This is a genomic window from Photobacterium japonica (assembly GCF_050337005.1).
GTDB lineage: Bacteria > Pseudomonadota > Gammaproteobacteria > Enterobacterales > Vibrionaceae > Photobacterium > Photobacterium japonica.
The window spans coordinates 50,551-71,044 of the sequence record NZ_JAKJSN010000013.1 but is presented as its reverse complement, the minus strand read 5'-3'; the positions used below and the strand labels follow the sequence as shown (position 1 = coordinate 71,044).

Annotated in this window: 18 protein-coding genes; 3 read left to right on the top strand and 15 right to left on the bottom strand. The window is 48.9% G+C overall.

Annotated features, from left to right (window positions below; translation table 11 throughout):
* Positions 1 to 56 precede the first annotated feature (56 nt).
* From ptsG to yceD, 14 genes are all read right to left on the bottom strand, one after another.
* Positions 57 to 1,487, bottom strand: a complete 1,431-nt coding sequence (gene ptsG, locus L4C36_RS05365) for a PTS glucose transporter subunit IIBC (protein ID WP_428476758.1) — start codon at positions 1,485 to 1,487, stop codon at positions 57 to 59.
* A 453-nt stretch (positions 1,488 to 1,940) separates the two neighbouring features.
* Positions 1,941 to 2,720: a TatD family hydrolase gene (locus L4C36_RS05360; RefSeq protein ID WP_428476757.1), complete on the bottom strand. Its 780-nt coding sequence runs from the start codon at positions 2,718 to 2,720 to the stop codon at positions 1,941 to 1,943.
* Positions 2,721 to 2,813: 93 nt separating this feature from the next.
* A complete protein-coding gene (gene holB / locus L4C36_RS05355; RefSeq protein WP_428476756.1) occupies positions 2,814 to 3,782 on the bottom strand; it encodes a DNA polymerase III subunit delta' in 969 nt (322 codons plus the stop codon).
* Between the two features lies 1 nt (position 3,783).
* A complete protein-coding gene (tmk, locus tag L4C36_RS05350; RefSeq protein WP_428476755.1) occupies positions 3,784 to 4,413 on the bottom strand; it encodes a dTMP kinase in 630 nt (209 codons plus the stop codon).
* Positions 4,413 to 5,426 (bottom strand): endolytic transglycosylase MltG, encoded by a 1,014-nt coding sequence (gene mltG / locus L4C36_RS05345; RefSeq protein WP_428476754.1) that lies wholly within the window; start codon positions 5,424 to 5,426, stop codon positions 4,413 to 4,415. The genes tmk and mltG overlap by 1 nt, the downstream gene beginning before the upstream one ends.
* A complete protein-coding gene (gene pabC / locus L4C36_RS05340; protein ID WP_428476753.1) occupies positions 5,420 to 6,259 on the bottom strand; it encodes an aminodeoxychorismate lyase in 840 nt (279 codons plus the stop codon). Before pabC ends, mltG begins: the two co-directional genes overlap by 7 nt.
* A gap of 164 nt (positions 6,260 to 6,423) precedes the next feature.
* Entirely contained in the window at positions 6,424 to 7,662 is a 1,239-nt protein-coding gene (gene fabF / locus L4C36_RS05335) for a beta-ketoacyl-ACP synthase II (RefSeq protein WP_428476752.1), read from the bottom strand.
* 97 nt (positions 7,663 to 7,759) lie between these two features.
* A complete protein-coding gene (gene acpP / locus L4C36_RS05330) occupies positions 7,760 to 7,996 on the bottom strand; it encodes an acyl carrier protein (protein ID WP_016961388.1) in 237 nt (78 codons plus the stop codon).
* A gap of 157 nt (positions 7,997 to 8,153) precedes the next feature.
* A complete protein-coding gene (fabG, locus tag L4C36_RS05325; protein WP_428476751.1) occupies positions 8,154 to 8,888 on the bottom strand; it encodes a 3-oxoacyl-ACP reductase FabG in 735 nt (244 codons plus the stop codon).
* Positions 8,889 to 8,918: 30 nt separating this feature from the next.
* Positions 8,919 to 9,842, bottom strand: coding sequence for an ACP S-malonyltransferase (gene fabD / locus L4C36_RS05320; protein WP_428476750.1), 924 nt, complete (start codon positions 9,840 to 9,842; stop codon positions 8,919 to 8,921).
* A 152-nt stretch (positions 9,843 to 9,994) separates the two neighbouring features.
* Positions 9,995 to 10,951, bottom strand: coding sequence for a beta-ketoacyl-ACP synthase III (locus tag L4C36_RS05315; protein ID WP_428476749.1), 957 nt, complete (start codon positions 10,949 to 10,951; stop codon positions 9,995 to 9,997).
* Positions 10,952 to 10,956: 5 nt separating this feature from the next.
* Positions 10,957 to 11,982, bottom strand: coding sequence for a phosphate acyltransferase PlsX (gene plsX, locus L4C36_RS05310; RefSeq protein ID WP_428476748.1), 1,026 nt, complete (start codon positions 11,980 to 11,982; stop codon positions 10,957 to 10,959).
* 9 nt (positions 11,983 to 11,991) lie between these two features.
* Entirely contained in the window at positions 11,992 to 12,162 is a 171-nt protein-coding gene (gene rpmF / locus L4C36_RS05305) for a 50S ribosomal protein L32 (RefSeq protein WP_428476747.1), read from the bottom strand.
* Positions 12,163 to 12,186: 24 nt separating this feature from the next.
* Positions 12,187 to 12,699: a 23S rRNA accumulation protein YceD gene (gene yceD / locus L4C36_RS05300; RefSeq protein WP_428476746.1), complete on the bottom strand. Its 513-nt coding sequence runs from the start codon at positions 12,697 to 12,699 to the stop codon at positions 12,187 to 12,189.
* Positions 12,700 to 13,023: 324 nt separating this feature from the next.
* Here yceD and L4C36_RS05295 point away from each other — a divergent pair, with 324 nt between their 5' ends.
* The gene (locus L4C36_RS05295; protein ID WP_428476745.1) at positions 13,024 to 13,605 is read left to right on the top strand and encodes a Maf family protein; all 582 of its coding nucleotides are present in this window, start codon (positions 13,024 to 13,026) and stop codon (positions 13,603 to 13,605) included.
* Positions 13,606 to 13,800: 195 nt separating this feature from the next.
* Here L4C36_RS05295 and rluC read toward each other — a convergent pair whose 3' ends face one another.
* Positions 13,801 to 14,745, bottom strand: coding sequence for a 23S rRNA pseudouridine(955/2504/2580) synthase RluC (gene rluC, locus L4C36_RS05290; protein ID WP_428476744.1), 945 nt, complete (start codon positions 14,743 to 14,745; stop codon positions 13,801 to 13,803).
* A 446-nt stretch (positions 14,746 to 15,191) separates the two neighbouring features.
* On the opposite strand from rluC, the gene rne reads away from it, so the two are divergent.
* The gene (gene rne, locus L4C36_RS05285) at positions 15,192 to 18,518 is read left to right on the top strand and encodes a ribonuclease E (protein ID WP_428476827.1); all 3,327 of its coding nucleotides are present in this window, start codon (positions 15,192 to 15,194) and stop codon (positions 18,516 to 18,518) included.
* 334 nt (positions 18,519 to 18,852) lie between these two features.
* Positions 18,853 to 20,412: a SulP family inorganic anion transporter gene (locus tag L4C36_RS05280; protein WP_428476743.1), complete on the top strand. Its 1,560-nt coding sequence runs from the start codon at positions 18,853 to 18,855 to the stop codon at positions 20,410 to 20,412.
* Positions 20,413 to 20,494: the final 82 nt, after the last annotated feature.

The following is a 20,494-nucleotide window of genomic DNA, read 5'->3' as shown; positions in this document are numbered from 1 at the left end:
AAGAAAAAGGGAAGCCGAAGCTTCCCTTTTAGATGGATAAAGTGAGGGGGATGTAATTAGTTATTACGGATCCACTCATCCATGTCAGATTTCAGGTTGTCAGATTTAGTACCGAAGATAGCCTGTACACCACCACCTGCGATAACCACACCAGCAGCGCCTAGTTTCTTCAGTTTATCTTGATCAACGTTTTCAACGCTTGCAACAGCGACACGTAGACGCGTGATACATGCATCAAGACCTGTGATGTTATCTTTACCACCAAAGGCTGCAACCAGTTCACCCGCCAGCTCAGAACCCGTTACTGCAGCGCCTTTGCTGTCTTCGTCGTCTTCACGGCCCGGTGTTTTCAGGTCAAACTTCGTGATCATGAAGCGGAATACGGTGTAGTAAATCACTGCGTATACTAGACCTACAGCAATCATCAGACCCATCTTCTGCGCATGGCCAGATAGAACTAGGAAGTCAATCAAACCGTGAGAGAAAGACGTACCGTGTACGAAACCAAGCATGTTAGCAACTACGTACGCAGAGCCCGCTAGTAGCGCGTGGATACCGTACAGAATTGGAGCAACGAACATGAATGAGAATTCGATTGGTTCGGTGATACCTGTTAGGAAAGAAGTCAGTGCAGCTGACGCCATGATACCCATTACTTTCGCACGGTTTTCAGGCTTCGCACAGTGAGCGATAGCAATCGCTGCGGCTGGTAGACCGAACATCTTGAACATGTAACCGCCCGCTAGCTGACCGAAGCCATTACCCGCTGCGCGAGACACTTCGTCTGCCACTAGGTAACAAGTCAGTACGCCGTTCTGCGTTACGCCGTTTGCGTCAACACACGTACCGGCTTCAAAGAAGAATGGTACGTTCCAAACGTGGTGTAGACCAAATGGGATAAGAGAACGTTCAATAACACCGTAGATACCAAATGCTAGGGTTGGGTTCTGGTGTGCAGCCCAATCAGAGAACGCACCGATAGCCGCACCGATTGGTGGCCATACAATAGACAGGATGATACCCAGTGCAATCGCAGAGAAACCTGTGATGATTGGCACTGCACGTTTACCTGCGAAGAAACCCAAATATTCAGGAAGCTGAATACGGAAGAAACGGTTGAATGCCCATGCCGCAACACCACCGATAAGGATACCACCCAGTACACCTGTATCGATTTTTTCAACGCCCATTACGGTCGCCATTACGCCAAGCGTCGCCGTCATGATGCCGTAACCAACGATAGCCGCTAAACCTGCTACACCGTCGTTATTGGTAAAGCCAAGTGCAACACCTACTGCGAACAGTAGTGCCATTTGACCGAATACAGAACCACCCGCTTGTTCCATCAAGTTAGACACGATGTCTGGAAGGAAGCTTAAGTTGGCAGCACCGACACCCAGTAGGATACCAGCAACCGGTAACACAGATACTGGAAGCATCAGTGCCTTACCGACTTTTTGCAGGTTTGCAAAAAGGTTCTTAAACATAATCAGCTCCTGAATAAGAGTTTTTAATTAGATTTCAATTCAGTACCAGCGACCTACCCCCGTAGCCCTCTTGCTGACACTGTTCTTTATATACAGCATAAGTATAAGRTGCGGCGGTWAATATAACTTGATGACTATCAAAATTACTAACCCAGAGTGAAATTTTATTTCAAAACTCAAGCTTGATCACAATAGAAAAACCGTTAACAACCAAAACAAAACAACTTAATCGTTTGATTTTTAAATAAAAAACAAAGTATAAGTGCACTTTCACCGATATGTTCTTTTCTTTCAATACTGTAAGCAACGTTACTTAACGTTACGAAAATAGAATTAAGTAACATTAGGAAATAAGCGTGCGTTTCTGTGGGACATAATGCGCAAAATGTAAGTAAAATGTTTACAACGTTAACGACAGGCATAAAAAAAGGAGCTTTCGCTCCTTTTTTTGGCTTATCTTAGCTCGGCTCGCGAAAAAAGTGTAAAGAAGTTTTCCGTCGTTACCGCTTCGACTTCTTCTACTGAAACACCCTTCAATAAGGCAATATGTTCAGCAACTTCGCGCACATACGCGGGCTGATTTTGTTTACCACGATGCGGGATCGGCGCCAGATACGGTGAATCGGTTTCAACCAGCAATCGCTCTAACGGCAACTGGCTCACCACATGTTTCAGTTCGCTGGCTTTATTGAAGGTAACAATACCTGAAATAGAGATATAGAAACCCAATTCAATCGCCGCTAATGCCATCTCAAGGCTTTCGGTGAAGCAATGCAGTACACCACCACATTTTTCCGCCCCTTCTTCGCGTAAGATCTGAAGGGTATCTTCACGCGCCATGCGAGTATGGATGATCAGCGGCTTATTCAACTCAACCGCTAAACGCACGTGCTGACGGAAAATGTCTTTTTGCGCATCGGCCAATTCAGGTTGATAGTGATAGTCTAAGCCCGTTTCACCGATGGCAATCACACGTTCGTGAGAGGCATATTCTTTAAGCTTGTCAAAATCGAAACCGGCTTCAATGTCCAGTGGATGCACCCCACAAGACGCAAACACGTGCTCATGCGGTTCAATCAGCGCCATCATGTTAGGGAAACTGTCTAACGTCACCCCAACAGACAGAAAGTACTCGACCCCGCGGGCTTTGGCTTTCGCCAACACATCATCAATCCCTGTATGAAGCTGCTCGTAATCCAATTTATCCAGGTGACAATGCGAATCAACTAGCACAATGTATTCCTCTTATTACGTTGTTTATTTCTCAGCCCCATCATAACAAACGCCACTGCGTTGCGCTGATGAGGTGAAATGCGTTGGGCCAACCTAAATCGGTTGAGCCATAAACCCGGTCAGCCAATCGACCATCAACAATTCGGTATTCAGACCTGAATGCTGATCCAATTGCTGATAAAGCGCATTGGCTTGTTTAATCTGACTGATCAATAGCATCGGGCTGATGGATGCAGCGGCTTGTTGCACCAATGGCAACGATTCACAATGGATCAGGTGTTGCGTCACGCCTTGCTGCACTTTCATGCAGTCCACCATGAAATAGCTTAGCCATTTCAAACTGTGATGGCTTTCTGCCGCACACTGCGCGGCCACATCGTACAAACCAATAAAGGGCGGCTGCAAGAAAGTGGCAAAGGCCGTTAGCAAGTTGCCGTAGCGAATATCTTGCCCTTGCTCAATAAACTGCAAAGTCGCGAGCGGCGCACGCCCATTCAACCGCACCGTTTCTCGCTTAATGCCTTGCATCAACTTATTTTCCACCCATTTTTGGGTCGTCACTTCGTCTGGCATCGGCAAGCGCCATTTATTACAACGGCTATTGATGGTCGGTAACAAGTTATCCAATGATGCCGCCAACAAGATGAATTGGCAGCCCGATGGCGGCTCTTCCAAGGTTTTCAGCAAGGCATTCGCGGCCGCTTCACCCATGGCATCCGCATAATCGATTAAAATGATACGATTGCCGCCTAGCTGTGAGGTTTCTACCGCCCAACGGTTACATTGGCGCACCGCATCAACCCCGATAGACTTGCCTTCCTGCAAAGGAGCAAGTGCATGAAAATCGGGATGTGTACCGGCAGCAAACAATCGACAGCTATGGCACATGCCACACGGCTCCGTCACACCATTTTGACACAGTACAGTTTGTGCTAGCTGTTTCGCCAGCACATCACGTCCGCTGCCCAGTGGTGCCACCAGCAAAATCGCATGGTGTAAACGCCCTTGCTCTAGCAGCTGCTGCCAGTTCTGCCATACCCCTTCTTGCCACGGATATAACATGTTACTGCTGCTCCAACCATTGTGTTAACGCGGCAACAATGTCTTGCGTGACCTTTTCCAACGTCTGGCTGGCATCAATGATCACCACACGCGGGTCGTTTTCAGAAAGTTCAAGAAAACGCGCACGGGCACGGTGGAAGAAGTCGACATTCATTTGTTCAATACGGTCCAACTCGCCACGGCCACGAGCACGCGCTAACCCCAATACCGGATCGATATCCATGTAAATCGTGAAATCTGGGCGGAAATTCCCCAGCACAGTATCACGCAAGCGCTCCATCACTTCGCGGTCAAACCCACGCCCACCGCCTTGGTAAGCCTGAGAAGACATGTCATGGCGATCACCCACCACCCAGTCACCTTTTGCCAGCGCCGGTTTAATCACGTTTTCAACCAACTGTGAACGCGCTGCATACAGCAGCAAGAGTTCGGCCATATCGGTCAAAGGCTCATCTGGGTGACCTTCTTTTACCAATGTACGCATCTGTTCGGCCAATGGCGTACCACCGGGCTCACGGGTTGAGGTAATGTGTTCAACACCGTGATTAGACAGTGCCTGCATCACTTGCTGAATGGCTGTGCTTTTACCCGCGCCTTCCAGCCCTTCAATTACAATAAATTTACCCATCATTATTTATTTCTTAGTGCTCTTAAATATGCGCGTACAGCACGGTTATGCTCTGACAATGTCTTGGAGAATTTGTGGCCACCTTTACCGTCGGCAACAAAATAATAATAACCGCTTTCCTCTGGCTTCATGGCCGCGAGTACTGAGGCTTTACTTGGCATTGCAATCGGTGTCGGCGGCAAACCAAAAATGGTGTACGTGTTGTACGCGGTTGGTGTGCGAAGATCTCGCTTGCGAATGTTACCGTCATATTTATCCCCCATGCCGTAAATCACAGTAGGATCAGTCTGCAAACGCATGCCTTTGTGCAAACGGTTCATGAACACGGAAGAGACCACACCACGCTCGCCATCAACGGCGGTTTCTTTCTCAATGATGGACGCCATGATCAAGGCTTCGTACGGCGTTTTCAGCGGAATCGTGGCATCACGTGTTTCCCACGCACCGCTCAGTAACGTATTCATGTCACGGTAAGCACGACGCAGCAGATCCAAATCAGACGTGCCCGCGGTGTAGTGATACGTTTCCGGCAATAAATAGCCTTCCAACTTCGAGACATTCGCGCCTAAGGCTTTGGCGATGTCCGCTTCACTCATGCCCTCTGTCGTATGTACGATGTGAGGCGCGTCTTTTAATTGCGCCAGCCAATCGACAAAGCGATCCCCTTCCACTAGCGTAATGGCAAACTGGTGCTCACGGCCAGACGTTATCAAAGCCAGTACGTCGCGCAGGCTGCCACCCGGTGTCACTAAATAGCTCCCGGTTTTCACGTTCGCCCATTGCGGCTCTAAACGGGGAATAAAACGCGTCCACGGCGATGCCGCTATCACATTCTCTCGCACCAATTGATTTAACAGACCACGGTACGACGTTCCCGCCTTCACTGTGACCAATACGTCCTCTTGATTCAGTACAGATTGATCAAGCGATGATTTAACCTGCTGATAAGACCAACCCAATCCGCCAGCAGCGATCAAGCCGAGCAGGCATACTACTATCACCAACTTCTTTAGCACGTATACAACCTCTTATTCAGTTCACTGACGGTTTGGCGTTCAGTAAACATAACTCCATGAATTTCATTAATCGGTACTAACGCCATCAGGGCATTTGTTATAAATACTTCATCGGCAGCCAATACACTGTCAATGGGCGCTTTAACCAACCGCGTATGATACCCCATTGCCTTCAGCAATTCGATAACATGGCGGCGCATTACCCCGGCAACGCCTGACAGTTCAAGATCAGGGGTGTAAACCTGATCGCCCCGACGCCAAAAAAGGTTAGACGCCACGGTTTCCACCACATTGCCGTCAATGTCCAAGGCGATCGCATCGACCCCCCCTTGTTGTTCCACCTCTCGCTTCAACATGACCTGCTCAAGTCGGTTCAGGTGTTTCAATCCGGCAAGCATCGGCGCGTGTGCCAATCGCTGCTGACAGATCCCCAACGTAATACCGTCTTGCTGCCACTGGCTGTAGTGTTCCGGCCAGCCAAACGTCGATATCACCACTTGGGTATCATGGCACCCCGTCGGGCTATAACCGCGTCCCCCGCTTCCTCGGCTGATCAATATTTTAATGCCAGCTTTATCAGCAAGAGCTGACGCCACCGTTTCTTGCGCACACAACGTAGGAGCAAGTGCGTGCACCGTGTCCGTCACGGCTTGCCAATCCGGCGGGGTGATCGCCAGCACGTCTACCGTTTGTTGCAAACGCGCCAAATGGTACGGCCATAACCGGATCTGCCCACCGTCCACCAACATCGTAGTGAAACACCCGTCACCGTATTGCATTGCCCTGTCCGTCACCGCGACCGATGACGTATTCACACCATTGATTAGGATCATCCACCACCCAATACTGAAATGCCCTCGTGACTTCAAATTAAACGACATTAAACGTGACAGTCACAAGTAAAAGATACCGATAAAAAAACGGCCCAGCGCGATACGCTGGGCCGTTCTATCATAACAGGTCACATAATAGATTTATTATGACAACCGGTTATCCATTAGATTTTCTTGAACAGTAGAGAACCGTTCGTGCCGCCGAAGCCAAACGAGTTACACAGTGCGTACTCGATGTTTACCTGACGCGCTTCACCTGGAACGTAGTCCAAGTCACAACCTTCATCAGGGTTGTCTAGGTTGATTGTTGGCGGAACCGCCTGATCAACAAGGGACATCACACTGATGATAGATTCTACAGAACCTGCCGCACCCAATAGGTGGCCAGTCATAGATTTGGTTGAAGATACCATCACTTTATTTGCTGCTGCACCCATTGCACGCTTGATGCCAAGGGTTTCAGCCACGTCACCCGCAGGGGTCGACGTACCGTGGGCGTTGATGTAACCGATTTGATCGGTGCTGATACCCGCATCACGGATCGCAGCTTCCATCGCCAATGCACCGCCTGAACCGTCAGCAGAAGGAGAAGTCATGTGGTAAGCATCACCGCTCATACCAAAACCAACGAGTTCTGCGTAGATTTTCGCACCACGTGCTTTCGCGTGTTCGTATTCTTCCAGCATCATCATACCGGCGCCGTCACCTAGAACGAAACCGTCACGATCTTTGTCCCATGGACGTGATGCTGCTTGTGGATCATCGTTACGTGTAGACAGGGCTTTCGCTGCTGCAAAGCCACCCATGCCTAGTGGTGTTGATGCTTTTTCAGCACCACCCGCTAGCATAGCGTCTGCATCGCCGTATGCGATCATGCGTGCGGCATGGCCAATGTTATGAAGGCCAGTTGTACACGCGGTAGAGATAGCGATGTTTGGACCACGTAGACCGTGCATGATAGACAGGTGACCCGCAATCATGTTCACGATAGTAGAAGGCACGAAGAAAGGACTGATTTTACGCGGACCTTTTGCCAGTAGGGCTTCGTGGTTTGTTTCGATAAGGCCAAGGCCACCGATACCAGAACCAATAGCAACACCTACGCGGCTCGCGTTTTCTTCTGTGATGTCAATGCCAGAGTCTTTTAATGCTTGCACGCCTGCTGCGATACCGTACTGGATAAACAAATCCATTTTACGTGCATCTTTCTTAGACATGTAGTCTTCGCAGTTGAAGTCATTGATCAAACCTGCGAAACGGGTAGCAAAAGCGCTAGCATCAAAATGTTCAATAGTGCGGATACCGCTCGTCCCGGCTAAAAGGGCTTTCCAAGATGATTCAACAGAATTACCTACCGGTGATAGCATACCCATGCCAGTAACAACTACGCGACGCTTAGACACGATTAATTTCTCCGGGAATTGAGGGATAAAACAAAAACAAGGGATATAAAATAAAATCAGGCGGTCATGGTGACCGCCTGGGGGGAGTTCTTTTTAATTACTCAGATGCGCCGACAACGTAGTCGATCGCAGCTTGAACTGTAGTAATTTTTTCAGCTTCTTCGTCAGGAATCTCAGTGTCGAATTCTTCTTCAAGAGCCATTACTAGTTCAACAGTATCTAGAGAGTCAGCGCCTAGATCGTCAACAAAAGAAGCTTCGTTCTTCACTTCAGCTTCGTCTACGCCTAGTTGCTCAATAATGATTTTTTTTACGCGTTCTTCGATGTTGCTCATTAATCTATTTCCTTAAAACAAGAATTCGCTAATGCGATTTGCTGTAGTTTATTCAATACTGCAAAAGTTGCAATACTCAACACGCTGGTCAAACCACGATTTTCAGTGAAAACAAGTTGAGTTTGACTTGCATCATCAAGTTATGCAACATTTTTGATTAAATCATGTACATGCCGCCGTTGACGTGCAATGTTTCACCGGTCACATAACCTGCATCGTCAGAGGCTAAAAATGCAACAGCTGCTGCAATTTCACGCGGGTCACCAAGACGACCGGCAGGAACATTTGCTAATGTCGCCGCGCGCTGATCGTCATTCAGTGCTTTGGTCATGTCCGTTTCAATGAAACCTGGGGCAACCGCATTCACCGTAATACCACGCGATGCCACTTCACGTGCCATCGATTTGGTAAAGCCTAATAGGCCCGCTTTCGCTGCCGCATAGTTCGTTTGACCGGCATTCCCCATGGAACCTACCACAGAGCCAATGCTGATAATACGGCCGTGACGTTTCTTCATCATGGCACGCAATACGGCTTTAGATAGACGGAAAATAGACGTCAGGTTCGTGTCCATGATGTCCTGCCACTCTTCGTCTTTCATGCGCATCAATAGATTGTCACGCGTGATACCCGCATTGTTCACCAGGATATCAACGTCACCAAATTCCTCTTTGATCTGCTTCAATACCGCTTCAATGGACTCCGGTGATGTCACGTTCAGTGCAAAACCTTTACCCTTGTCGCCCAAGTATGCGCTGATCGCGTCTGCGCCGCTTTCAGACGTTGCCGTACCGATAACCGTTGCACCGCGCTCAACCAAAATCTCTGCAATTGCACGGCCGATACCACGGCTAGCACCCGTTACTAGGGCAATTTTACCTTCCAGGCTCATTGTTATTCCTCGTTGAATATATATTCAGGCTTACTTCGCCGCTTCAAAGCTAGCGATGTCGTTCACTGCAGAACCACCCAGAGAACGCTCGATACGCTTGGTCAGACCCGTTAGCACTTTACCTGGGCCAAACTCAAGAAGTGATTCAATGCCTTCAGCCGCCATACGTTCTACAGACTCAGTCCAACGCACTGGGTTGTATAGCTGCTTAACCAATGCCGCTTTGATCGCGGCTGGATCGGTTTCCGTTGCGACGTCTGCGTTGTTGATCACAGGGATCGCTGGCGCTGCAAACTCAAGCGCGTCCAATGCAACCGCTAGCTTATCAGCCGCTGGCTTCATCAGTGCACAATGTGAAGGCACAGACACAGGCAATGGCAAGGCACGCTTCGCACCCGCCTCTTTACACAATACGTTCGCACGCTCAACCGCTTCTTTATTACCCGCGATCACAACCTGACCTGGCGAGTTAAAGTTTACCGGTGAACACACTTGATCTTGTGCCGCTTCTGCACACGCTTTCGCGATCGCATCGTTATCAAGGCCAATAATGGCAGACATTGCGCCCACGCCTGCAGGCACGGCTTCTTGCATCAACTGACCACGTAGCTCAACCAATTTCACAGCCGCTTTAAAGTCAATCACACCGGCACACACCAATGCAGAGTATTCACCCAAGCTGTGGCCCGCGAGCAACGTTGGCTGTGCGCCACCCTGCTCTTGCCATACACGCCAAATAGCCACAGAAGATGTCAATAGCGCAGGCTGTGTACGGTGTGTCTGGTTAAGATCTTCAACCGGGCCGTTTTGTACCAACGCCCATAGATCGTAACCTAGCGCATCAGACGCTTCAGCGAACGTTTGCTTAACCACATCAAACTGCTCAGCCAATTGCGCCAACATACCAACAGTTTGAGAACCCTGACCTGGGAATACAATCGCGAACTTAGACATTCGAGAATCCTTATAATTGTGACTACGCATGTTACGCAGTGTCATAAAGGCACTGCCCTTACGCTGTGGTCACTGTGTGTTCACACAATGACGCACAACGTAACCGGGTCAGGCCATAGTAAATTCAATTAAATACGATGATTAACGCAGCATTAGAACTTAACGAGTGCAGAGCCCCACGTGAAGCCTCCACCAAATGCTTCTAGCAGCAACGTTTGACCGCGTTGAATACGGCCATCACGAACAGCTTCATCCAATGCAGTTGGAACAGTTGCTGCAGACGTATTACCGTGGCGATCTAACGTCACGACAACTTGGTCCATCGACATCGACAATTTTTTCGCCGTGGCTTTAATAATGCGCATATTCGCTTGGTGCGGAACCAGCCAGTCAAGTTCTGACTTGTCCATGTTATTGGCACTTAACGTGTCTTTCACCAAGTTAGACAGCTGTGTCACTGCCACTTTGAATACTTCATTACCGGCCATGTACAGCCACTTGTCAGCCTCGAACGCTTTACCGTGCTCTGGCACAGCCAAGCTCAGCAAACCACCGAAATGGCCATCAGCATGCAAATGCGTTGAAATGATACCCGGCTCTTCGCTGGCACCAATCACCACAGCACCGGCGGCATCGCCGAACAGAATGATCGTAGAGCGATCTTCAGGATCACATTTATGCGATAATGCATCAGCACCAATCACCAACACATTTTTCGCCATACCGGTTTTAATGTGCTGATCTGCCACACTTAATGCGTAAACAAAACCTGAACACGCCGCCGCCAAATCAAATGCCGGGCAACCTTTAATATCCAGCATGCCTTGTACCTGACAGGCCGCCGACGGGAAGCCGTGGCTTGCACTGGTGGTCGCGACGATGATCAGATCAATGTCTTCTTTCTGAATGCCCGCCATATCGATGGCGTTTAACGCGGCTTGATAGCCCATTACGGCTACCGTTTCATCGGCAGAAGCAATACGGCGCTCACGAATACCGGTACGAGCGACAATCCACTCGTCATTGGTTTCAACCATTTGTTCTAAGTCGGCATTAGAACGGACTTGTTCCGGCAGGTAGCTGCCGGTACCTAAAATTTTGCTATACATGAAGACTAATAATGCCTCTCGAGTAAGACTTCTTCCAAACGGTCACTGATTTTGGTCGGTATCTGCCGTTTGACCTCGTGTACCGCCTCACCAATCGCATTGGCAAAGGCAGTTGTATCAGCACTTCCATGGCTTTTCACCACAATACCGCGCAATCCTAACAGACTCGCGCCATTATACTGGTCGGGGTTCAGCTGCTTTAGGCTATCGAATAGGTCACGAAACAGCCATTTAGCAATCAATCGTTTCAATGGGTTCTCAGAAATCGCTTTCTTGATGTTCCCGATGAATAAATTGGCCACCCCTTCACTGGTCTTCAGGCTGACATTCCCGACAAAACCATCACACACAATCACATCCGCTTTACCACTGTATAGCTGATCCCCTTCCAGGTAGCCGATGTAGTGGATGTCTGGTGAGGCCGTCAGCATTTCTGCGCAGCGCTTAACCAGATCATTACCTTTAATTTCTTCTTCACCAATGTTCAGCAAGGCCACACGAGGTGGCGTGCCACCGGCTTGTTCCGCCAAGACAGAGCCCATCACGGCAAATTGAAATAAGGTATCTGCATCGCACGACACGTTCGCGCCAAGATCAAGCAACCAGGTTTTTTTATTGGTTTGCGTAGGCACAGCCGAGACAAGCGCAGGCCTATCGACACCAGGCAATTGCTTAATAATATAGCGGGATAATGCCATTAACGCGCCAGTGTTCCCCGCACTGACACAAGCATCAGCTTGGCCTTGGGCAACGGCTTCGATAGCGGCACGCATTGAGGATCCTTGACTACGACGTAACGCCTGAGAAGGACGGGTATCGTTTGCAATAACATGATCGCAATGGACAATGCGGATACGGGAGTGATGCGATTGATTCAGGAGAGATAATTGAGCAGTGATCGCACTTTGATCACCGAAATATATGATTTTGAGCTCAGGGAATTGCAACAGTGCCTGCACGGAGGCAGGCACTGTTACTTGGGGACCGAAATCCCCGCCCATTGCATCAAGTGCAACGGTTAGACCAATCAAGGCTCAACCTTACTTGTTGATAACCTTGCGGCCACGGTAGAAACCGTCAGCTGTCACGTTGTGACGTAGGTGAGTTTCACCACTTGTAGCATCTACAGATACAGCTGCAGTTGTTAGTGCATCGTGTGAACGACGCATACCACGTGCTGAACGTGATTTTTTGCTCTTTTGTACGGCCATTAACCCTACTCCTGTTAAAATTACTTACTTTAGATTTTTCAATACAGCAAACGGGTTCGGACGCTCATCAGCAACGGGGATCTCACCAAAAGTCATGTTTCCGCTGGCTTTACAGTCAGTTTCATCATGCATAGCGACTTGAGGTAGCTCCAAAATCAATTCGTCTTCGACGAGTTGAATCAGATTAATCTCACCGTTTTCATCGACTTCAGCCGGCTCATAAGCTTCCGGGAAATCATCCGCTTCCTCAGGTTTGAGGAGAGGACTATAACAAAAATCAACACGGTATTCGTGCTGATAATCTTCCCGGCATCGCTGACAGGTCATAGTCACTTCGACATCAGCGTGTCCACGCATAAATGCGAGGTGACGTTGGTCAAAGTCAAATGATAAAGTGACGTTTGCATCACGTGTTACGCTCTGCGTTGATTCGGCTAAGCGCTCTAAAAGTTCGGCCTTGATGATGCCATCGTAATCGAGTCTTTTTTGAGCTGCGCGAACCGGATCAACCGTACGCGGCAATTTTACCTTTTGCATAGGGCGCGAATATTAGCCTTCTAATCTGTTTGAGTCAAAGGAAATGTGCGTGAATTAATACCATTCAATCAATTCACAAACACCGTGTTGGCGACAACGCGCGCAACTCGGCCACTTCCACCTTTTTGTCTGTTATCTGCCTGTCTCGTAACAGAATCGAACGTTATAAAACAATGCTCAAATAACACACAAAAGATGATGAAAACCTCGCCGCACAGGCGCAGAATGTCGCAATTCATACGCAACCACTCTACTCATTATAACGTAGCGATCTTCTCATCGGGCGCGTAGACTACCATAACCTTGTTCAACCCGGTATATTTCATGACTCAATCGCTTCTCCTGGCATCCACCTCCCCTTTTCGCCAATCGCTACTCGAAAAACTGCAACTGCCTTTTTCTACCGCAAAACCGGATACCGATGAAACCCCGTTACCCGGCGAGCAAGCCGAACACCTGGTCATGCGTTTGGCGGAAAGCAAAGCGCGCGCCTGCGCCAGCGCATATCCCGAGCATCTGATTATTGGATCCGATCAAGTCTGTGTGATTAACGGCAATATTGTCGGAAAACCCCATACAGTCGACAATGCCTGCCGCCAATTAGAGGCAGCGAGTGGTCAAGTCGTGACCTTTTATACCGGTTTATGCCTGTATAACGCCAAAACGGATACCGCCGAGGTGATATGCGAACCGTTCCACGTTCACTTTCGTACACTGACACCAGACGCCATCCGCAACTATGTAGAGCGTGAGCAACCACTGGGTTGCGCCGGCAGCTTTATGTGTGAAGGATTGGGTATCGCGCTCTTTGACCGGCTTGAAGGCCGCGATCCAAATACCTTAATCGGCCTGCCACTCATTGCACTGCGGGAAATGATCGAAAAGCAGGGCTGTCACGTTTTGTAACAAATTAAAGAAAAATAAAAGCCACTGTTTTTTACGCATACAAAAACGGCAGGAACACTAAGGTGACTCATACACCCTCGCGTTCCTGCCGTTTTCATCGTTAATGCTAATTAAAGGCGTGTTTTTACGTGCATAACTGTTATTACATGGCAAATATCATCGACATGAAAAAAATGTCAGGCCAACATGAACACCTTAGCCCTTGCGCAGTTTCGTCACTGCATTTTGCAGTTTTGACTCCATTGGCGCGCTAATATCCATCGCTTCGTCTGTGCCTGGGTGGGTGAACTTAATGTTCGCCGCATGCAAGAAAAGACGATCAAGACCGACTTTCTTGGTAAAGGCATCAAAACGTGGATCGCCGTAGCGGTCATCCCAAGCGATGGGGTGGCCAACGTACTGGCAATGGACACGGATCTGGTGCGTACGACCGGTCACCGGGCTCGCTTGAATCAACGTCGCTTGGTCTAAACGCTCAAGCACCTTGAAACGTGTATCCGACGCTTTACCGTTCGGGTTCACACGCACAATGCTGTTCACTTCGTTTTTCAACAACGGCGCTGTCACTTGCTTACAGCTCGCTTTCCACTCGCCCATGACCAATGCAAAATAATATTTTTGCACGGTTTTGTTACGGAACTGCTCTTGCAGTTTACGCAAGGCTGAACGCTTCTTCGCGATCAATAGAATGCCAGAGGTATCACGGTCAATGCGGTGCACCAACTCAAGGAAGCGGGCATCAGGACGTAATGCTCGCAACGCTTCAATCGCGCCAAATTTCAACCCACTGCCACCATGTACCGCTGTGCCCGAGGGCTTGTTCAGAATCAGCATGTGATCGTCTTCATAAATAATGCAAGACTCTAATGCCGCGACTTTATCAAGCTTGGTACTGATCGGTGCCTGTTCTTCTTTTTCCGGTACTGTTACCGGAGGAACCCGAACAAGATCACCGTCCTGTAATTTGTATTCTGGTTTAATTCGTTTCTTATTTACACGTACTTCGCCTTTACGCAAAATACGGTAAACGAGGCTTTTTGGTACATTTTTTAGCCTATTGCGAAGAAAGTTATCAATTCGCTGGCCTGCAACGTCATCATTAATTTCGATGAATTGCACTTTTGGTTTATCATCTTTCATGGGTTTCATTCTAACATGCATGCAAAGCAGATTGCCGCAAAAAAGTCACCCTGCTATGATTGGCATGCAAAGGTAGGAAAAAACGCCTACTTTGCTATCAGGGTGAACAGAATAACACCCATTTGACTACTTAATATACCGCTCTGACGAATAACGCAGCATGTGGCGTAAGACGTTAAATTCTTCGGAGTGTTTTTTTAGTGCATTTTAGTGACATTTTTTATTGGTGTGACAGATACCGCCGCGATAATCGGTGAACCAGCTGTACAGTTTCAGATCTAATCATCTTGGTACAGTTGGGTAATACGTGTTGCCATAAGCACCCCTGAATTCCAGCCGTGAGGTTGCATTGACAGATCAGACTTGGGGTCCGGCACCATCAATAACAAACTCGTCCCTTAGTGCACTAGCACATGAAAAAAAACGAGTACAATATAATGAAAAGAATGTTGATTAACGCAACTCAAAAGGAAGAGTTGCGCGTCGCATTAGTTGATGGGCAGAAGCTCTTCGATCTAGATATCGAAAGCCCTGGCCACGAATCTAAAAAATCAAATATCTACAAAGGTCGCATCACCCGTATCGAACCAAGTCTGGAAGCAGCGTTCGTTGACTATGGTGCTGAACGTCACGGTTTCCTTCCTCTTAAAGAAATCGCCCGCGATTATTTCCCGAATGATTATTCTTACCAAGGTCGTCCTAATATCAAGGAAGTCCTAAAAGAAGGTCAGGAAGTCATTGTACAGGTCGACAAAGAAGAGCGAGGCAACAAAGGCGCAGCCCTGACGACTTTCATTTCTCTTGCTGGTAGCTACTTAGTTCTGATGCCAAATAACCCTCGTGCTGGCGGTATTTCTCGTCGCATCGAAGGTGAAGAACGCACACAACTTAAAGCAGCACTAAGCACACTTGAACTGCCACAAGGTATGGGCCTTATCGTTCGTACGGCAGGTGTTGGCAAGTCTGGCGAAGATTTAGAATACGATCTTAACTACCTATTGAACCATTGGGAACGTGTAAAAGGTGCTGCTGATTCTGCGTCTGCTCCGTTCTTAATTCACCAAGAAAGTAACGTTATTGCTCGTGCCATCCGTGACTATCTACGTCGTGATATCGGCGAAATCGTTATCGATAGCAAGAAAATCTTTGACCGTGCACGTGATCATATCCAGCAAGTTCGCCCTGATTTCCTCAGCCGCGTAAAACTGTATGAAAACAGCGACACACCGTTGTTCAACCACTACCAGATCGAAAACCAAATTGAATCCGCCTTCCAGCGTGAAGTTCGTTTGCCTTCTGGTGGCTCAATCGTTATTGACCCAACCGAAGCACTAACGTCAATCGATATTAACTCTGCCCGTGCAACAAAGGGTGGCGATATCGAAGAAACCGCACTGCAAACTAACCTTGAAGCGGCAGATGAAATTGCACGTCAATTGCGTCTACGTGACTTGGGCGGCTTGGTGGTTATCGACTTTATCGATATGACCCCTGTACGCCACCAGCGTGAAGTTGAAAACCGTCTACGTGAAGCCGTTCGTATGGACCGCGCCCGCGTACAGATCGGCCGTATTTCTCGCTTTGGTCTATTGGAAATGTCACGTCAGCGTTTGAGCCCGTCTTTGGCGGAAGCAAGCCACCACGTGTGTCCTCGTTGTACCGGTACGGGTGTGATTCGTGACAGTGAATCTTTGTCGCTTTCTATCCTTCGTCTGATCGAAGAAGAAGCGCTTAAAGACAACACATCACAAGTATTGGCTATTGTGCCTGTGGCTATTGCCTCTTACTTGTTGAACGAAAAACGTCGTTCTGTTCAGTACATTGAAAAATCACACGATGTTCGCGTGATCATCGTACCGAACGCCGATATGGAAACGCCTCACTTTGAAGTGATCCGTGTCCGTTCAGGTGATGAGCACGATGCACTGTCTTACAACTTGCCTCGCACTATCGAAGCCCTGCGTGATGCAGAAGCGTCAGATTCTGCACCGCAAGAGCGTGTCGCGAAGAAACGTGAAGAGCCCGTACTTCAAGGCTTCACCGCGCCGCCAGCACAACAGCCAGCAGCAGCAAGCGCACCCGCGCCGAAGCCACAACCAGCAGCAAAAGCCGCTGAAGCGAAGCCTGGTTTCTTTAGCCGAATCATTGCTGCGATTACTAGCTTCTTTGCCGGTTCTAACAACGAACCGCAAAAAGAAGAAAAGAAAGACAACGCAAACCGCAATAACCGTCGCGATCGTAAAGACACGCGCCGCAATCAAGACAGCCGTCGTGGCGAACGCCAAGAAGGCCGTCAAGAAGGTCGCCGTGGTGATCGTCAGCAAGACAACCGTCGCGGTAACAAAGACACACGTCGTGGCCGTCCTGAACGCCAAGAGCGTCAAGATCGCCAAGAGTCTGACAACAAGCAACAGCAAGTCGCAGAGCAACGTGAACAACGTCAGTCTCGTCGTCGCAATGAAAAAGCAAAAGACAAGCCTGAAGTTCAAGCTGACAAGGCTGCTCAACCTCGTAAAGAGAAAGAGCAAAAGCCACGTCAACCACGTCGTGATGATGCACAAGTGCAGAAGCAACGTCGTCAAGCAACAGAAGAGCAGCAATCAGCGAAAGTTGAAATGCCTGTTGTAGAAGCACTACCGGTACAAGAACAAGAACAAGAGAAAGTGGCGAAAGTGAAACAACGCCGTCAGCGTCGTGAACTGCGCAAAGCGATTCGTATCACAGACTCTCTTGAGCAAGCACCTGTAGCTACAATCGTAGAGCCTGAAGCTGAGTCAGAGCAAAACACTGAACTACAGATGATGGGCACCGCCATGGCGAAAGAAGCGAAAGCAACTGAGCAAGGCGAAACTAACGAGCTGAAAGCAGAGAAAGGCAACGAGCAGGAAAATGGTCAGCGTCGTAACCGTCGTTCACCACGTCACCTGCGCGCAAGTGGTCAGCGCCGTCGCCGCATCCGTGATACACGTGAAAATGACGAGATGGATCACGCGGTAACTGACGGACACGCGTTAGATAACCAAAACGATGTACTAAACGACATCGAAAATGCGGTCACTATCGTTGAGAAGCCAAAAGCAACGCGCCCACAAACCGGTGTTGCCTCGCCAGAAATGGCCATGGGCAAAGTTTGGCCGCGTGCTGCGAAGCCCTCTGTTGAAGCACTTGAAGCGCCAGCTGTTGAAGTTGAAGCTCCTGTTGTTGCCCCTGCTGCACAGCTAAGCGGTGTTGCGATGCCAGAAGTGGCGATGGGTAAAGTGTTCTCACAACAGCACGCTGAAGCGACTACCGTGGAAACCGCCGAGGTTGAAGACGAAGTAAGCGCAGAAGACGTGATCATCGTTGACAACGCAGTGGAAGAAGCAGCGGTTGTTACTGAGCCTGCTGCACCGGTTGACGCTATCGTTGCTGAACCTGCTGTTGAAGCAGTGGCAGAACCTGTTGTTCAAAACGTGACTGAGCAAGCTGTGGTAGAAGAAACCACAACAGAAGCACAACCTGCAGAAGAAGCGGTTGTTGTCGCGGCACCTGTTGTAGCACCCGTTGCTACTGCGGTTGTTGCAGCTGTAAATGCTAAGCAAGTGACAGCAACGTCACCACGTGGCTTCCATGCTGTCGCACCGATGGCAAAAGCACCCGCTCCTACGAGCCCTGCTGATGCCGTTGTTGTAGCCATTGCCCCACTGCGTGAATCTCGTTTGAGTGCACGTCAGGCCGGTAGCCAAACAGCGACCAGCACAGCAACAGCACCAATGAGCAAACCTGTGATGTAAGGTGTTGCCTTGTTAATCAAAAAGCCATGCGAAAGCATGGCTTTTTTGTTTCTGCTATTTTATGGCCAATCACTTACTGTAATGGGTGTTACTTACCCGCTCCCCATCCTGCCGCTTTCCCCTCTCTCAATCTCTCACACTCACCCACTTTTTACCCCACTTGAAACTGTGTTACTTTTTCAACTTTTATGTAATTAAGCTCAAACTTTCTTACACTCGTTAACGAAAAGTAAAAAAAACACCGAGCAAAAGTTGAACCAAATCACATATTTCTGTACGATCCCCCGTTTTGTACGAGCCCTCAACCTACACTACTGGAACTAAGCGGAACCCCATGTTTGAATTCCCCCAATTTTCGCGCCAATCCGTCAAAAATGACGTCCTTTCGGGGCTCACTGTAGCTCTTGCCCTTATCCCTGAAGCGGTCGCGTTTGCGTTCGTTGCTGGTGTTGACCCAATGGTGGGCTTGTACGCGGCGTTCATCGTCGGTTTCGTCACTGCAGTATTGGGTGGCCGACCAGGCATGATCTCCGGTGCAACCGGTGCTATGGCTGTCGTTATGGTCAGCCTTGTTGCTGAACATGGTATTGAATACCTGTTTGCCGCCGTCATGCTTGCAGGGGTACTGCAAATTTTAGCGGGCGTCTTTAAGCTGGGTAAATTTATCCGCATGGTGCCGCACCCGGTGATGATCGGTTTCGTGAATGGCTTGGCCATCGTGATCTTTTTGGCACAGCTTGGCCAATTCAAGGTTGCCGGTGCTAACGGTGCACTGGAATGGATGCAAGGTCCGCAGCTTTACATCATGCTTGGGTTAGTGGCGTTGACCATGTTCATCATCCATTTTTTGCCAAAACTCACCAAAGCGGTGCCTTCTTCATTGGTTGCCATCATTACTGTCACCGCATTGGTACACGGCCTGGGTCTCGACACACGCACGGTCATCGATTTTGTTCGTACGATGAGTGGCGATGTTAACGCTACTTTAGCTGGCTCTCTGCCTACCTTTGCGCTACCAGACGTAGGTTTCAACCTCGAAACCTTAAAAATCATTCTGCCGTATTCCGTGATCCTTGCTGCTGTAGGCTTGATTGAATCACTGCTTACGTTGACCGTGATTGACGAAATGACCGGCACCCGTGGTCAAGGTAACCGCGAATGTATGGGCCAAGGCCTTGCGAACGTCACCTGTTCAGTGTTTGGTGCAATGGGTGGTTGTGCCATGATCGGCCAGTCCATGATCAACATTAATTCCGGTGGCCGCGGTCGCCTGTCGGGCATTACCGGTGCGGTCGGCCTATTACTGTTTATTCTCTTTGGTTCAGCCCTGATTGAGATGATCCCACTGGCAGCACTTGTCGGTGTCATGTTCATGGTCGTCATAGGCACCTTCGAGTGGGCCAGCTTCAAAATGGCACGTAAAGTACCAAAGCATGACTTCTTTGCCATCATCCTGGTTACCGCAGTGACCGTTGCGTTTGACCTTGCTCTGGCAGTGATTGTCGGTGTGATTTACTCTGCCTTGGTGTTTGCATGGAACCACGCAAAGCATATTTACGCCTCAAGCTACCAAGATGAGAAAGGCTCTAAAGTCTACAAAGTGAATGGTCCCTTGTTCTTTGGTTCTGTGTCACACTTCCTTGAGCTGTTTGACGCGAAGAATGATCCTGCAGATGTGATCATTGATTTTGCTCAGTCACGCGTTGCGGACCACTCTGCAGTAGAAGCGATTGATACCATTGCTGAGCGTTACGCAAATCAAGGGAAAACCTTGCATATTCGCCACCTCAGCCCAGAGTGTCGTTCACTACTGAAAAAAGCCGGTAATCTGGTTGAAGTGAATATGATTGAAGACCCAACCTACAAAGTGGCAACTGATACCTTGGGTGGTTAATACCCTCGCTATCTGATACCGTCACAATGCAAAACGCCCACTATGCAGTGGGCGTTTTTGTTTGTGTCTTTAGTCATGATTG

Bases quoted from the DNA above. Each gene is read 5' to 3' on its own strand.
- fabG (WP_428476751.1), bottom strand. From the start codon at position 8,888: ATGAGCCTGGAAGGTAAAATTGCCCTAGTAACGGGTGCTAGCCGTGGT.
- acpP (WP_016961388.1), bottom strand. From the start codon at position 7,996: ATGAGCAACATCGAAGAACGCGTAAAAAAAATCATTATTGAGCAACTA.
- L4C36_RS05295 (WP_428476745.1), top strand. From the start codon at position 13,024: ATGACTCAATCGCTTCTCCTGGCATCCACCTCCCCTTTTCGCCAATCG.
- rpmF (WP_428476747.1), bottom strand. From the start codon at position 12,162: ATGGCCGTACAAAAGAGCAAAAAATCACGTTCAGCACGTGGTATGCGT.
- yceD (WP_428476746.1), bottom strand. From the start codon at position 12,699: ATGCAAAAGGTAAAATTGCCGCGTACGGTTGATCCGGTTCGCGCAGCT.
- rne (WP_428476827.1), top strand. From the start codon at position 15,192: ATGTTGATTAACGCAACTCAAAAGGAAGAGTTGCGCGTCGCATTAGTT.
- ptsG (WP_428476758.1), bottom strand. From the start codon at position 1,487: ATGTTTAAGAACCTTTTTGCAAACCTGCAAAAAGTCGGTAAGGCACTG.
- holB (WP_428476756.1), bottom strand. From the start codon at position 3,782: ATGTTATATCCGTGGCAAGAAGGGGTATGGCAGAACTGGCAGCAGCTG.
- fabD (WP_428476750.1), bottom strand. From the start codon at position 9,842: ATGTCTAAGTTCGCGATTGTATTCCCAGGTCAGGGTTCTCAAACTGTT.
- L4C36_RS05315 (WP_428476749.1), bottom strand. From the start codon at position 10,951: ATGTATAGCAAAATTTTAGGTACCGGCAGCTACCTGCCGGAACAAGTC.
- pabC (WP_428476753.1), bottom strand. From the start codon at position 6,259: ATGATCCTAATCAATGGTGTGAATACGTCATCGGTCGCGGTGACGGAC.
- rluC (WP_428476744.1), bottom strand. From the start codon at position 14,745: ATGAAAGATGATAAACCAAAAGTGCAATTCATCGAAATTAATGATGAC.
- L4C36_RS05280 (WP_428476743.1), top strand. From the start codon at position 18,853: ATGTTTGAATTCCCCCAATTTTCGCGCCAATCCGTCAAAAATGACGTC.
- tmk (WP_428476755.1), bottom strand. From the start codon at position 4,413: ATGATGGGTAAATTTATTGTAATTGAAGGGCTGGAAGGCGCGGGTAAA.